This window comes from Cohnella silvisoli (assembly GCF_021190915.1).
Lineage (GTDB): Bacteria > Bacillota > Bacilli > Paenibacillales > Paenibacillaceae > Cohnella > Cohnella silvisoli.
The window spans coordinates 28,478-42,499 of record NZ_JAIOAP010000013.1 but is presented as its reverse complement, the minus strand read 5'-3'; the positions used below and the strand labels follow the sequence as shown (position 1 = coordinate 42,499).

General features: G+C 49.5%; 14 protein-coding genes. 1 reads left to right on the top strand and 13 read right to left on the bottom strand.

Annotation, left to right across the window (positions count from 1 at the left end):
- Positions 1-119: 119 nt before the first annotated feature.
- The 9 genes from mutY to K7P76_RS22190 all read right to left on the bottom strand — a co-directional run bounded on the left by mutY (position 120) and on the right by K7P76_RS22190 (position 7,109).
- The gene (gene mutY / locus K7P76_RS22225; protein WP_232187514.1) at positions 120-1,232 is read right to left on the bottom strand and encodes an A/G-specific adenine glycosylase; all 1,113 of its coding nucleotides are present in this window, start codon (positions 1,230-1,232) and stop codon (positions 120-122) included.
- A complete protein-coding gene (locus K7P76_RS22220) occupies positions 1,229-2,107 on the bottom strand; it encodes an AraC family transcriptional regulator (protein WP_232187513.1) in 879 nt (292 codons plus the stop codon). The genes mutY and K7P76_RS22220 overlap by 4 nt, the downstream gene beginning before the upstream one ends.
- A 149-nt stretch (positions 2,108-2,256) precedes the next feature.
- Entirely contained in the window at positions 2,257-2,646 is a 390-nt protein-coding gene (gene acpS / locus K7P76_RS22215) for a holo-ACP synthase (protein ID WP_232187512.1), read from the bottom strand.
- Between the two features lie 9 nt (positions 2,647-2,655).
- On the bottom strand, positions 2,656-3,465 hold the full coding sequence (nadE, locus tag K7P76_RS22210; RefSeq protein WP_232187511.1) for an NAD(+) synthase: 810 nt from the start codon (positions 3,463-3,465) through the stop codon (positions 2,656-2,658).
- Between the two features lie 88 nt (positions 3,466-3,553).
- The gene (locus K7P76_RS22205) at positions 3,554-3,988 is read right to left on the bottom strand and encodes a BrxA/BrxB family bacilliredoxin (RefSeq protein WP_232187510.1); all 435 of its coding nucleotides are present in this window, start codon (positions 3,986-3,988) and stop codon (positions 3,554-3,556) included.
- Between the two features lie 204 nt (positions 3,989-4,192).
- Entirely contained in the window at positions 4,193-4,543 is a 351-nt protein-coding gene (locus tag K7P76_RS22200; protein WP_232187509.1) for a DUF3905 domain-containing protein, read from the bottom strand.
- A gap of 74 nt (positions 4,544-4,617) precedes the next feature.
- On the bottom strand, positions 4,618-4,743 hold the full coding sequence (locus K7P76_RS33215) for a hypothetical protein (protein ID WP_255678711.1): 126 nt from the start codon (positions 4,741-4,743) through the stop codon (positions 4,618-4,620).
- Between the two features lie 79 nt (positions 4,744-4,822).
- Positions 4,823-6,481, bottom strand: coding sequence for an ATP-binding protein (locus K7P76_RS22195; protein ID WP_232187508.1), 1,659 nt, complete (start codon positions 6,479-6,481; stop codon positions 4,823-4,825).
- Positions 6,482-6,698: 217 nt separating this feature from the next.
- Positions 6,699-7,109, bottom strand: a complete 411-nt coding sequence (locus K7P76_RS22190; protein WP_232187507.1) for a hypothetical protein — start codon at positions 7,107-7,109, stop codon at positions 6,699-6,701.
- Positions 7,110-7,264: 155 nt separating this feature from the next.
- On the opposite strand from K7P76_RS22190, the gene K7P76_RS22185 reads away from it, so the two are divergent.
- Positions 7,265-8,521, top strand: a complete 1,257-nt coding sequence (locus K7P76_RS22185; protein WP_232187506.1) for a BaiN/RdsA family NAD(P)/FAD-dependent oxidoreductase — start codon at positions 7,265-7,267, stop codon at positions 8,519-8,521.
- Positions 8,522-8,575: 54 nt separating this feature from the next.
- Here the strand turns inward: K7P76_RS22185 and K7P76_RS22180 are convergent, their stop codons facing one another.
- The 4 genes from K7P76_RS22180 to K7P76_RS22165 all read right to left on the bottom strand — a co-directional run bounded on the left by K7P76_RS22180 (position 8,576) and on the right by K7P76_RS22165 (position 13,970).
- Positions 8,576-9,403, bottom strand: coding sequence for a carbohydrate ABC transporter permease (locus K7P76_RS22180; protein ID WP_232187505.1), 828 nt, complete (start codon positions 9,401-9,403; stop codon positions 8,576-8,578).
- 12 nt (positions 9,404-9,415) lie between these two features.
- A complete protein-coding gene (locus K7P76_RS22175; RefSeq protein ID WP_232187504.1) occupies positions 9,416-10,312 on the bottom strand; it encodes a carbohydrate ABC transporter permease in 897 nt (298 codons plus the stop codon).
- A 135-nt stretch (positions 10,313-10,447) separates the two neighbouring features.
- On the bottom strand, positions 10,448-11,785 hold the full coding sequence (locus K7P76_RS22170) for an ABC transporter substrate-binding protein (protein ID WP_232187503.1): 1,338 nt from the start codon (positions 11,783-11,785) through the stop codon (positions 10,448-10,450).
- A gap of 85 nt (positions 11,786-11,870) precedes the next feature.
- Complete coding sequence (locus tag K7P76_RS22165; RefSeq protein ID WP_232187502.1) at positions 11,871-13,970, bottom strand: amylo-alpha-1,6-glucosidase; 2,100 nt, start codon at positions 13,968-13,970, stop codon at positions 11,871-11,873.
- Positions 13,971-14,022 lie beyond the last annotated feature (52 nt).

Below are 14,022 nucleotides of genomic sequence, written 5' to 3'. Positions count from 1 at the left end.
AGTGCTAAAATTGAGCATATCCAAGTCGGTTAGTGGTCTAAGGCCCATCCATGCAAAAAAGCCAAGACAGCTTCCGATGGATTCCGGAGCGTCTTGGCTTGATTTCGTTACTGTCCATTTTATTTAATGTTGCGAATATAATATTCCGTTAACAACTTGCGGAAAACGTTGGGCCACACGTAGCTCTCGAAATCTTCCGGTCCCACCCACCTGTAAGCGGTTCGGTCCATCAAGTACGCCTCTTCTGTTGCAATGGCTGCGAGCACTCTGATGTTCCATACGAGGTGAGTGAAAATATGCTGAGCATCCCCGATAATCTGTTCAGTGGCTTGAATCCTCACGCCATCTTCGGCCAGCGCTTCCTCCAGCGACAGCCTGCCTGAGGACAGGGAGTCCCATGAGGCAGCATCCGGCACCTCGATATGTGGAAGCTCCCACATGCGTGCGAGCAAGCCCGTATCCGGTCGCTGTCTAACCAGCAGCTTACCCGCATTAAGCCCGGTCCCCTCAATTAGCGCGGCGAATCGATATACGGGTCTCGCCTTCTTGGCTTTGGTTTTCACGGGCAGCTCGCGTTCCCGGCCTTCGAGACGTCCTTTGCACAACTTCATCACGGGGCATTCCGGGCATGATGGGGATTTAGGCGTGCATACCATCGCCCCAAGCTCCATTAATGCTTGATTAAAGTCCGCGGCCTCTCCTTCCGGTATGAGCTCCTGAGCAAGCCCTTCCATCGCTACGCGAGTGGATGGGCGAGCGATGTCATCCTCGAGGCAGAAGTATCGCGATAGGACCCGCATGACATTTCCGTCCACAGCAGGCTCAGGCTGATTGTAGGCAATGCTGAGTATCGCCCCCGCCGTATACGGGCCTACACCCTTGAGGCCCGATACCTCGCTCTTGATGCTGGGAACCCGTCCGTCATAACGCTCTACGACTTCGCGAACGGCAGATTGCAGATTTCGGGCTCTTGAATAGTAGCCCAAGCCTTCCCAGTGCTTCAGCACATCTTCTTCCGGCGCTTCCGCCAATTGTCGCAGGGATGGAAATCGATCCACGAAGCGGTTGAAATAAGGAATGACCGTATCCACGCGAGTCTGTTGCAGCATAATTTCCGAAACCCAGATGTGATAAGGGTCCCGGCTTCTTCTCCAAGGCAAGTCTCGACGTTCTTTATGATACCAACTCAGCAATTCGGTGCTGAAATACCGTTTATTGTCGTTTGCGATCACTTCTGTTTCCCTTCTCCTTCCGACGACAGGTTACCGGCTGCAACGAAAGTCGCCGATTGCTTGCGGTAACGGCTGGGCGTCAAACCCGTATGGGCTTTGAACATCCTGGAGAAATAATAGATTTGCATGCCTACCTTCCCCGCAACCGCGGAAACATTGCATTCCGGTTGCAGAAGCAAGCTCTTAGCGGTCTCCATACGTCTCTGGTTTACATATTGAATAGGTGAATACCCAAGAATCCCTTTGAAAAACACGATAAAGTAATTCGGATGCAAATAGACTTGTTTCGCCAGATTTTCTACCGTTATATTATCAGCCAAATGATCGTCAATATATTTCAGCACCATGTCAATCTTCTGTAGATCTTCGGTCGGAGCGCCATCCTTGGTCATTATTGGCAAGTTATCCAAGTAATCGCTTATTAACTCCAACATGATCGCTTTGATTCTGAGCCTGGAAGTAAGCTTGTCCTGCGCCAGTTCTTCAAATAGACGCCCGAAATGCGCCGATGTCGCCTGTTCATCCCTAATCGAGATATGAAATGGGATTTTAAGCGTCCTGTAAAGATCGCGATCCTCGTAACTGGCGCGGAAATGGCACCATTGCAAAGTTAGTTCCTCATCCGGATCGAGAGCAATCCGATGGGACATCCCGGACAATAAAACGCAGAACATCCCCTTTGCCAAGGGGATTTCTTTATCCTGAACGATCAATTTGCCTTCCCCTTCCTTAACGAACAGAAAGCGGTTGCAGTCGTACACGTCTTCCCGGTCCTTGAGGGAGGTTGCATTTAGTATCGTCTCGGCAGCGGCGGCAACCTCAATATTCATGTGCTCGAAATGTTTCATCATGATAGTTAAATAATTCGTTGTCATCTCTACGCCTCATTATCTAGTTATAAAAACCCTCACGCCTGCTGCTTCCATTATACGATAGGTAACAAGAACCGTAAATTTACAAATTCATATTTCTTAACCCAATATATAACAGCCCGGTTGCGGAAACAACCGAGCTGTTGATGCCCTTACTTCTCCATAAGAGCCGTAGCTGCCGCCAATGAACGTTCGTGGGTAATCGCAAGATGCAACTTGTAGGTATGCCCTTCCCATCCAAGCCGCCTTATCGAAGCTTCAGAGAGCGTGCATACCGGTTTGCCAAGCATGTCCGGAAGCACTTCAATATCCTTGAAGCCGACAAGGGCCCCGATCCCGCAGCCTATTGCTTTGACGACGGCTTCTTTGGCGGCAACTCGGCCGCTTACAAACTCTAGCGCACGGCGTGGCTGCAAGCTTGCCCAATTCTTGTATTCATGAGCCGTTAGCACTCTTGTAACGAACTTCTGTCCGCTCGGTCCCGACAGCAATTTATCTATCCGCGCTAGCTCGACGACGTCCAATCCGATACCGACAATCATCCTTGTAGGTTAAATCCCGGGAATGGACTGTCGTTTATGCTGTGTGCGCAAGTAGTGCTTCTCAAGTATTTCACGCGCTATGGAATCGATTTCTTTACCTTCCAAATAAGCGCTATTGTCTTCATAAGTGACTCCGAGCTCTTTCTCATCGGTTTGCCCTTCCCACAATCCCGCCGTGGGCGCTTTATCGATCACGCTTGCAGGAACTCCCAGGCGCCTGGCCAGTTCGCGGACTTGGCGTTTGTTCAGAGTACTGAGCGGGGTCACGTCAACGGCGCCGTCTCCCCACTTCGTGAAGAAGCCGGTCAACGCTTCGGAAGCATGATCCGTCCCTACGACAAGCAGGTTAAGATCGAACGCCAAAGCATATTGTACGACCATACGCGTGCGGGCTTTCACGTTTCCTTTGCCCCCGCGACTAATATGGCGGTGAATATTCAGCGCTTTGAAAGCATATTCCGTTTCCAGCGCAATCTCGTCCACGGCCTCGGCAATGTTCGTCTCGACTTTATGCGTAAGCCCGAAAGCTTCCGCAACCGCATAGCTGTGGTCGATATCCTCCTGCTCACCGTAAGGCTGGAATACTCCAAGCGTTATGTACTCCTTGCCGGATTCTTGAGACAGCTCGTCCGTCGCGCGTTTACAAAGTCCGGCAGCTACCGCACTGTCCACGCCTCCGCTGATCGCGATCAGCAACCCTGTCGTCCCTGCTTGTTTGACGTAATCCTTGAGAAAGTTTACCCTGCGCTCAATTTCATCGTCAACGTCAATTACAGGCTTAACGCCTAGCTTCGCAATGATTTCTTGCTGTACCGTCATAAAGTCATTCCTCCCATTTAAGTCCTGTTAACAAAAATATCCCGTTGGCCAGGCCAAAATGGCCTATAGCCCACGGGATGAAGTGATTTTAACGGCAAAAGCGGTCAAAGGCTGACGTTAGATCCGCGGCAATATCGCCTGCACTGCGATTCTCGATTTGATGACGCTCAATAAAATAAACGAGTTCTCCATCTTTCATCAAAGCAATCGATGGGGAGGATGGCGGATAAGGCAAGAAATATTCGCGCGCTTTCGCAGTCGCTTCCTTGTCTTGTCCAGCGAATACCGTGAACTGGTGATCCGGCAACACATCATGCTGCAACGCCTGGGCAACGCCCGGGCGACATTGACCCGCCGCGCATCCGCATACCGAGTTGATAACGACTAGCGCCGTGCCTGAAGCCGTCGGAAGCTTCTCTTCTACCTCTTCAGGTGTTCTTAATTCTTGAATGCCAAGACGCGTGAGATCATCGCGCATCGGTTGTACCATATCCAACATATATCTTTCGAAAGACATCGACATAGAAGGCCCCTCGCTTTCCGGATTTCAATGATTTGACGGTTTGGTTATTCCGCTATTCTTCATTATACAGCGCAGTCGCAACCTCAGTCAAAATTAATAGGCCATCTACTTCGCCTTTAGGGACCCATATACGTAAAACAGGGCGATGACGACTGTTCCGTAACGCAAGTAAGCGTTCCGCATCAGGCCGCATCGCCCATCTTATCAAGGTTCGTCCAACACTTCGGGGACAGGGAAATATTCATCCTCATCTAGCTCGATAGAATCGGACGTGGAATGAACAGGATGCATAAATAGCCCGGATGACGGCGCTATCCCTCGTTCGAATAAATCCCGGTTCTCCCTGGTACGAAAGCCAATATCCTTGTACGGATGCACCCATTGCTCTCCCGCCATTATCGACGGTTCCGTTTCTTCGCTCCATTGCTCGAGCGGCGAATTTGCAGAAACGTAATCATGATCGCCAATGACGACATCCTCGGCATTCACGAACGGCTCCCGCGGACCCCGGTTGTCGCGGTATTCCGAACGAAATTCGATTTCGAACGGATCCAATTCCGAATCGTCATGCCCCCCGGCAGGTTTAACGCCTGCGTAGGGTTTACTCTTCTTATCCGCGCAGATGTCGATCAGGTAGACGGGCGGTTGGGGCCGTCTAATTTCTTGTCAAATCCCGGGGATAACGGTGAACGGTCTTTCTTGGCGCGAGCGTCGCCTTTCCGTCCGGATTTCGACGGTCCTTGGGAGCTTGGCATGGAAGCATCCTCCTTGTATGGATGTATCCCCCGTAGTTTAACCCGATTATAGCCGCTTATCCGCATTTAACAACGAATCTTACCAACAATATCGGCCGGGTTTACAGAATGATACGATGAACGTCGTTCCTTGCCCGACTGTAGATTCCACGTGAATCTTGCCATTATGCCGTTCGACGATACTAAGGCATAAAGCCAATCCGAGACCCGTACCGTTCATCTTCGTCGTGTAGAACGGTTCAAACAACCGCTCTAGCTTCTCCACGGATATGCCAATCCCGTTATCGATAACGCGAAGCTGAACGGTATCCTTCAGATTCATCGTCTCGATGCGCAGAACACCCTTATCATCCATCGCTTCCATTCCATTGCGGGCTAAATTAAGAATAAGCTGTTTAATTTCTTTGCTGTTCATTTGAAGCAAATCCATTTCCTCGCATAACCGCAAATCAATGATTTGACCCCTCATATTCGCGTCAGCCCATATTAGTGGAAGCAGATCATTCAGCAAATCATGCAGGTTTGAAGATTCCTTCTCGACGATCCGATTTTGCGCCAAGGATAGAAAGTCGTTAATGATCGCGTTAGCGCGGTCCAATTCATCCAATACGATGCGAAAATAAGACTGCTGATCCGCAGGACTCCTTTCGTTGAGCAGCTGCACGAACCCTCGGATGACGGCCATCGGATTGCGTATCTCGTGCGTAATGCTTGCCGCCATTTGCCCAACTAAGCTAAGGCGCTCCATCCGATCAACCTCATCCTTCAGCCGCTGAAGCTCCGTCACATCATGGCCAATGAACAATACGCCATCTGTACCCTCCGAAGGCATCTCTTTGATCGGACAAGTAACGGTATAGAACGTTCGTCCGTGAACACGGAGCATCTCTGTCAGTCTTTCTTCTCCTTGAATGACGCTGTCAACCGGATTCGTCTCGGACTGCAAATCCATTTTTTCCATAAGGATAGAGAAATTCTGATAGAGAATGTCCTTCCGTCCGAGCGGACTGACAAACTTAAGAGCCATGTCGTTGACATGGGTGATGAGGCCCCATTTATCGCAGAACACCACGATTAAGGGAGTATTATCGATAAATTGCTGCAGCCTGCGCATTTCGGTACGATATTTATTGGAAACATCATGAAGCTGAAATTGCAATTGAATTCTCTCGTAGCCCAATTCTATGAAATGTACGGAAACTAGAGTAATCAGCGTGAATAAGAAAATGAAAATAAGAGCGGCGCCAAGCCGGTCCGGAATATCTGCTAAATGTAAATTGGGAAAACTAGCCAAATAGGCCGTGATCTGAATAAGAATAAGAGTCAAGCATAGGAGCCATACGATCTTAAATCTGCTGGATCTAGCGCTTCGTTGAAACACGGATATCCGCGAGAATAATATCGGAATAAAAACTAATAAGAAAGTAGCAAACAGAACATAATCCCATTGGTGCGTAATTTGGCTCAATCGAGCGGCTGCGTAGACCACCAAGAGAAGAGCGGCAGCGGGAATTCCACCATACAAGGAGCCTACTATAAAAGGAATATGGCGAAAGTCGAAATAAATGCCCTGATCGTTTATCGTTGTAAAATGCATGCACAATAGCATGGCCGCGCCGCAAACGATGCATAGAAACAGGTGCGCGATTCGGGTTCTCTCAGGTTTCGTGTACCAGACCATGAACATGAAAACGGGTAGAAATGCGATTAGAACTTGCAGCAGCGAATCTTTCCACATTCAGCGAACCTCCCGCACGAACCGATCGGCGTCATACACAATTTTCCACTTAAATGATCACTTAGATTAAAACACATCTCACCATAGGTTACAATAATAGGTACTTAATATTTATCGAATTTCCTCGAATATTGTCGAGAATTGTAAGCTAAAAAGAAAAGAAGCCCCGAATGGTTACGGGACTTCTTAGTCAAACTTTTAATCGTCCTATGCATCCTTAGTTAACGGTCAAACTGTCTAAAATGTCTTGTAGACTGAGTTCCGCACAAGCCATGGTGCTTAAATTTTTAATAAAAGGATACACGCCTTGAATTCGGGTCAGGAACAAGCTGGCGGTATAATCAACCCTTTTGTTGTCTTCCTTTGCGTACAAGAACGACATGATCTCGTTATCGCTCAGCAATTGGCCCGTTACGTCCTGTACTTGTCCGTAAACCACATTAGCCGTGTAACTGACTTGCGCCAGCATTTGCTTGGACGACCGATCGATTTCTTGAACCGCCCTTGCGGAAAACATCGAGTACAGAATATACGATAACAAAGTAATGGTGATCACTGAAAGCAGCAAATAGGACATCACTAATCTTCGGTAAACCCGATATTGCCGGATCCGTCTCAAAAACGTCATGGTTCTCGACACCCCTTCTCTGTCCTGCGACGAGCATGCGATTACCTAGTTTCTTAAGCTTTTCCGTAGTATTGTAACTCATCCTGTGTAGGATTAGGAAGAAGACCGGACTAATGTTAAAATCTTAGTAAATCAATCGATCGGGAGTTTAAAGAATGAAATACGACGTAATCGTAATAGGCGGGGGCTCTGCCGGATTAATGGCCAGCGTTGCCGCAAGCAAACAAGGCGCAAAGGTGCTTCTGTTGGATAAGGGCGAGAAATTAGGACGCAAGCTCGGAATTTCCGGCGGCGGCAGGTGTAACGTAACGAACAACAAAGATATCGACGAGCTTATCCAGCATATCCCCGGCAACGGGCGTTTTCTTTACAGCGCTTTTTCCCATTTCAACAATAAAGATATTATCTCGTTCTTCGAGAACCTTGGCATTCGGCTGAAAGAAGAGGACAACGGCCGTATGTTTCCCGTGACGGATAAGGCTAAAACCGTCGTGGATACCCTCGTGAACCAGATCGTAAAGCAAGGCGTTGAGATTAAGCTCAATTCTCCTGTCGATACGATTATATATGAAGAAAACCAGGTCGTCGGCGTGCGTCTTAAATCCGGCGAAACGCTTAGCTGCCGTGCCGCGATCGTGGCCGCGGGAGGTAAATCCGTGCCGCAGACAGGTTCGACCGGGGACGGTTATCCTTGGGCGCAGAAGGCGGGACATACGATTACAGAGCTTTTTCCAACCGAAGTTCCTCTAACGTCCAACGAACCTTTTATCCAGAGCAAAGAGCTTCAAGGTCTATCCCTTAGAGACGTGGCGCTGTCCGTATGGAACCCTAAAGGAAAGAAGATCATCGAACACCGAGGAGATATGATATTTACCCACTTCGGCGTGTCTGGCCCTATCGCCCTGCGCTGCAGCCAGTTCGTCGTAAAAGCCTTGAAGCAATATCATGTTGGGAACGTTGAAGTTTCCGTGGATCTGATGCCAGAGAAAAGCGTGGATGAGGTTTATATCGACACTTTACGGCTATGCGAGATAGAACCGAAGAAATCGATCAAGAACATTCTTAAAGCCTGTTTGCCCGATAAAATGATTCCATTACTCCTGCAGAAGTCCGGCCTATCCGAATCGCTCACATACGATAACCTTCCAAGGCAAGATTGGATGCAGTTAGCGAAGCTCATTAAGCGTTTCTCGATCAAGGTGTACGGAACGCTGTCTATCGAGGATGCCTTCGTAACGGGAGGCGGAATCAACCTGAAGGAAATCGATCCGAAGACGATGCAGTCCAAATTGATGAACGGACTGTACTTCTGCGGGGAAGTCCTCGATATACACGGCTACACGGGAGGCTATAACATTACGGCGGCTTTCTCCACAGGGTATACGGCAGGGAAACACGCCGGCTCGCAGTAACAAAAATACGGAGCGTATAATACCGGGTCCCCCTGGCCTATACGTTCCGTATTTTTATTTGGTACCGGTGAACGTGATCCCTTTGACGAAAAAGCGGTTGAAGAAGATGTAAATCAATAACGCCGGGATCGTCATGATGATGGATGCCGCCATAATATAGTTCCAGAAGCTTATATACTGCCCTTTGAACGTATTGAGCCCGACCGAAAGGGTAAACATCGCTTTATCCGACATTAGCATGAGCGGTTTCAGGAATTCGTTCCATGCCCCCATGAATATGAAAATCGTTTGCGCGGCTAAAGCAGGCTTGGCGAGCGGAAGGACAACCCTGAAGAAAAGGCCAAACCTGCTCAACCCGTCCAACTGCGATGCCTCCTCCAGTTCGCGCGGAAAGCTGATGAAAAACTGCCGCATCATAAAGATGTAAGTCGCTTGCGCAGCCATTGGAACGATGATGGCCTGATAGCTGTTGAGCCAGCCCAACGTCTTGATGATCAAATAACTCGGAATGATCGTTAATTGGCCCGGAATCATGATCATCGCCAGAATGCTGAAGAACATCAACGAGCTTCCGGGAAAACGAATTCTAGCCAATGCATATCCAGCCATGGAGTTAAACAACAAATTAAACACGGTCACCGAAACGGCTATCAAGGCACTATTCAAAAACCAGCGCGTGAAGAGCGGCTCCTGATGGAAAATGGTCCGATAATTATCGAAAGTAAAATGCTTCGGTATGAAACTCATTCCGCCCGCCACGATTTCCGGCAACGTCTTGAATGAAGCGGACATCGCCCATAAGAACGGAATAAACGTAATAAGCGCATATATTCCCAGCAGCACGTAAAACAACGGCCTGAACCGATTTATCGACGTACGCACTCCGATCCCCTCCTAATTCAGCCGTTCTTCCTTAAAGATCAACCGCTGCACAACCGTAATGAGCATAATGACCACGGCCAGCAGAAACGCGAGCGCGGAAGCGTAGCCCATATCAAGGCTTTTGAAAGCATATTGGTAAATGAGCAGCACCATGGTCAGAGTCGCGTTGTTCGGTCCGCCCGAGCCTGCCGAGAAAATGTACGATTGGTCGAACAACTGAAACGTTCCGATAATTCCCATTACGATAACGTAGAAGGTGACAGGCTTGAGCTGCGGCAACGTAATACGCCAAAATTTCTGCCATCCGCTCGCCCCGTCGATTTCCGCCGCTTCGTACAAGGTTTCCGGAATATCTTGTAAAGCCGCCAGATAGATCACCATAAATAACGGTGCTGTCGACCATATATTCATGATCATAATGCCGAGAAGCGCTACAGATGGGTCACCGAGCCAATTGTACGTCGGCAAACCGACCGCCTCAAGCATGAAGTTCAAGAGACCATTGCTGTTGTAAATCCACATAAAAATGAGTACAAGAACAGCGGATGAAGTAACCGTGGGGAGATAAAACGCAACTCTGAAAAAATTCCGATAACGGAGTTTCATGTTCAAGATCGATGCGAGCACGATGGCTAGCAGCGTCTGCGATGGAACAACGATGAGGGCGTATTTGAACGTGTTCCTAAGCGCAATCCATAACCTTGGATCGTCCAGCATCCGTTCGAAGTTTGCCGTACCCGTAAACTTGTAGCTCACCGTGCCAAGCAAGTTGACTCTATGAAACGACAAGAAGATGGAGTACGCGATCGGCAGCAATAAAAAACAGCCGAGAATGACGATCGCGGGAGACATGAACGAATACCCCGCCATCAAATCCCTTAGTTTACTTTTGTGATGCGGTTTGGCCATCCTTAACACCTCTCCTTTAGGCCTTTCCGTGTCGGGACGAGAAACGACTTCGCCGTCATCGCGACAACAAGCCTGCAAACGCAGCGCGCTGCAATATTTGTTGCACTTGAGACGGCGAAATACGCTTCGTTTATATTATTGTGCAGCTTTAATTTCTTTATTTGCCGTTTCCTGGCCTTTTTTGAGCGCATCGGTCAAAGAAGATTGGCCGGTGTAAGCCGCTACGAATTGGTTGTTGAAGTTATTCATGATCGTTGGCAGCGTTGTGCCTGCTTGCCATGGGGTCGCATATGAAGCGCCTGCTACCAAAGCACCGCGAAGAGGATCTTTGTCGAAACCGAGCTCTGCCGCGACCGATTTACGGGTTGGCAGCGCAAAGCCTTTGCTGGTCCAAGTTTTCATGCCTTCTTTGCCCGTCAGATAAGATATCAGCTTCCAAGCCGCTTCTTTTTTCTCGGAGCTTTTGTTCATGACGTAAGCGACCGTAAACGCCATCGTGCCTTTTTGGCCGTTGACTGACGGAACTTCGGCCGTTGCGAAATCTACGTCTTTGAAATTGCTTTGCAGGTAAGGAATCGCCCAGTTGCCTTCCAGAACCATAGCCGCTTTTTGCTGACCAAGCATTTCGCCGCCCCAGCCTGCGCCGACGTCGGACGGTTGACCCGCGGTTTTAGCTACGTTATGCTGATCGACTACGAGCGCCAGCCCTTTTTCGGCTTCCGGCGTCGCGAATGACGCCATGCCTTGGTCGTCGGCCAGCTTGCCGCCGAATGCCTTGATCATGAACATTTGACGAGCCAGCTCAGGCGCTTGTCCTAAACCGTACGCTTCAACCTTGTTGCCCTTCTTTTTCGTCAGCTTTGCCGAGATGGACTGCAGTTCGTCCCATGTTGCCGGGGGAGCCGCAATTCCGGCATCGGCAAACATTTTTTTATTGTAGAACAACGCCAACGTCGAATAGTCTTTAGGGAAACCGTACATTTTGCCGTCCGGGGATTTGAAAGCATCCAGCATCGGCGCTTCAAAATCGTTCGTGTCGAACTCCGGCGTCACATAACCGTCCAACGGTTCCAGCACGTCTTTAGCGATCAGAGCAGGCGCTTCGAAAGCGTCCAAGTAAAAGACGTCCGGAGCTTCGTTACCGATCAAACGGGTTTTGATTACGTCCATATATTGATCGGCGATAACTTCGTATTTCACTTTTACATCGGGGTTTTTGGACTGAAACTCATCCAGTACCTGTTGCAGAAGAGCTTGCTCTTCGGGAGAGGCCCCCCAACCAGCCAGCGTGACTTCGACTGGATCTTTGGGCGGTTCAGGTGTACTTGATGCTTCGGTTGATTGGGATGCGGGTGTAGACGGAGATGGAGTCGAAGATGCCCCTTCTTTGTTATTAGAACTACTTCCGCAAGCGGAAACCACCAAGACGAGAGCTAACATCAGAAGCAATAATACCGATAATCTTTGTTTCATTGTAAATCCTTCCTCCCTTTTGTGTGTTTCTATAATTAAACGGCTTATTTAGCCTGTTTAATTCAGTGTTGCGACTACGGGCCGATTATCGAAATTCGATACGGCACCCGCTGCTGTTGTCCAAGACATCGACCTTAATGGACTCGGATCCATCTTTGCGTCTTAGCAAGACGGATATACGGCCATCGGCAACCGGCATATCCCTTACGGTCAAGTGGTTGATGCCCCGCGGCAAGAACGGATCAAGCCTTATCGTACGATTTAGCGCATCGGGGTGAAGTCCGAGCATCGCTTGGATGATCGATACGGATGTCCCGGCTGCCCAAGCTTGCGGTGAGCAAGCGACGGGATACGAGACCGGGTAACCGATCGTGTCGTCATAGCCGCAGAAGAGCTCGGGCAGACGGCTGTATTCGAAGTGTTCCGCTGCTTTGAGCAGTCCGGATACGACTGTGGACGCCTCTTCTTTTAATCCCTTCCGACTCATCCCGAGTAGAATGATCGAATTATCGTGAGGCCAGACGCTGCCGTCATGATAGCTCATCGGATTATAGCCGGTTGAGCCGCTCGACATGGTCCGAATGCCATAGCCGCCAAACATATCGTCCCCTACCAACCTGTGTGCTACTAGCTGTGCTTTTTCCTTCGGAACGATATCGCTCATGAGCAGATGCCCGGGGTTGGAAGTGACGGAATGAACCTGATCCTTATTCGCATCCAGCGCAATCGCGTAGAACTGTTCATCCGGCATCCAGAAGGCGCCGTCAAACTTCTGACGGAGATTTTCCGCTTCCGTTCTCAGCCGCTCCGCCAGTTCGTGATGTCCGAGCCGTTCGACCACGGGCGCTAACCGGCTTTTGGCTTGATAAATATAGCCTTGAACCTCAACAAGGGCGATAGGAGCGGCAGCGAATTCCCCGTTATCGTGAACAACGGAATCGGCGGAGTCTTTCCAGCCCTGATTAGCGATCCCTTTGGAAGATTCCTGATAGTACTCGACCATGCCGTCCTTGTCCCGATCGCCGAACTCATCGATCCATGCAAGCGCTTTCTCGATATTCGGCATCAATCGCGAGATCGTTTCCGTGTCCCCTGTCCAATGGGCATGTTCCGCTGCTAATACAATGAACAAAGGCGTGGAATCGATACTGCCGTAATAAGGAGCAAAAGGAACCTGCCCGGAACGGGATAACTCTCCGCTGCGTAGCTCGTGCATGATCTTGCCTGGCTGTTCGTCTTTCCAAGGGTTTAATTCCGTTCCTTGATAGGCAGCCATCATTTCTAACGTACCCCGGGCGACATCCGGATTAAGAGGAAGCATCTGCAGCGCGGCTATCAAGCTGTCCCGGCCGAACGGAACGGCAAACCAAGGGAGTCCCGCGACGGGGAATAGACCGTGACCGAAGTCCGTGAGCAGTACTCGCAAATCTTGTACACCGCGGTCATACAACCGACTCAGGACAGGAGAATCGCTCTCGATCTTAGGACTTTGTTCATTCCAACGCTCGTACATTCCTTGTAATTCGGCAAGCGCGATATCACGCGGATTCGTGATCGGCCGAATACCATCCACGGAAGGAATGACGGTAAACGTGATGCGTCTCGTTTCAGTCGGAGCGAGCTTGACCGCGAAGCCGATATCTCCTAACTCGGTTATGGAGTCGGCTTCCGCATCCCACGTGATGTCCGTATCTCTGCGTACTCCGTCGACGCCCAAGTAAGAAGCATGCCACTCTGTTTTATCCATTTTCCGTTCCGTCACCCGACCAAGTTCTTCTGCAGGCTGAAAACCCCGAACGAGGAACATGTCGCTGAAATCGGCTTCGAAAGAGAGGCTAAGGTCGAACGACAACGGTTTGGTGGAAAAATTCGTCATGGAGATTGTTTCATACAGCACCTCCCCGTAAATAAACCTTTCTCGAATAAGCTCAACGGATTCTCTCCATAGCTTCACCTTTCCTCCCTCTTCTTCATGCTCGTTAGTCAGGCGTATGCGCGCTACGAAATTCTCATCGGCTGCGGAGGACAGCAGCAACGGGCGCTTACCGTTCAGAGTAAGCTCCATCTTGCTGAGAAACCGAGTATCTTTCATATACAGCCCGTTTTGCGAGCCGGCTCCCGTGATATCGCCGTAGTGATCGGTTGTTAGAAACAAATCGTTGTTTTTAATTACTCTGTAGTCCATTTTTGTCTCCATCCTATTGTTTATCTGTTGTTTCCTAACTTTCAGAATTATC

Excerpts from the sequence above, each read along its gene's own strand:
- K7P76_RS22220 (WP_232187513.1), bottom strand. The coding sequence starts at position 2,107 with ATGACAACGAATTATTTAACTATCATGATGAAACATTTCGAGCACATG.
- acpS (WP_232187512.1), bottom strand. The coding sequence starts at position 2,646 with ATGATTGTCGGTATCGGATTGGACGTCGTCGAGCTAGCGCGGATAGAT.
- nadE (WP_232187511.1), bottom strand. The coding sequence starts at position 3,465 with ATGACGGTACAGCAAGAAATCATTGCGAAGCTAGGCGTTAAGCCTGTA.
- K7P76_RS22205 (WP_232187510.1), bottom strand. The coding sequence starts at position 3,988 with ATGTCGATGTCTTTCGAAAGATATATGTTGGATATGGTACAACCGATG.
- K7P76_RS33215 (WP_255678711.1), bottom strand. The coding sequence starts at position 4,743 with ATGCCAAGCTCCCAAGGACCGTCGAAATCCGGACGGAAAGGCGACGCT.
- K7P76_RS22195 (WP_232187508.1), bottom strand. The coding sequence starts at position 6,481 with ATGTGGAAAGATTCGCTGCTGCAAGTTCTAATCGCATTTCTACCCGTT.
- K7P76_RS22190 (WP_232187507.1), bottom strand. The coding sequence starts at position 7,109 with ATGACGTTTTTGAGACGGATCCGGCAATATCGGGTTTACCGAAGATTA.
- K7P76_RS22185 (WP_232187506.1), top strand. The coding sequence starts at position 7,265 with ATGAAATACGACGTAATCGTAATAGGCGGGGGCTCTGCCGGATTAATG.
- K7P76_RS22175 (WP_232187504.1), bottom strand. The coding sequence starts at position 10,312 with ATGGCCAAACCGCATCACAAAAGTAAACTAAGGGATTTGATGGCGGGG.
- K7P76_RS22170 (WP_232187503.1), bottom strand. The coding sequence starts at position 11,785 with ATGAAACAAAGATTATCGGTATTATTGCTTCTGATGTTAGCTCTCGTC.
- K7P76_RS22165 (WP_232187502.1), bottom strand. The coding sequence starts at position 13,970 with ATGGACTACAGAGTAATTAAAAACAACGATTTGTTTCTAACAACCGAT.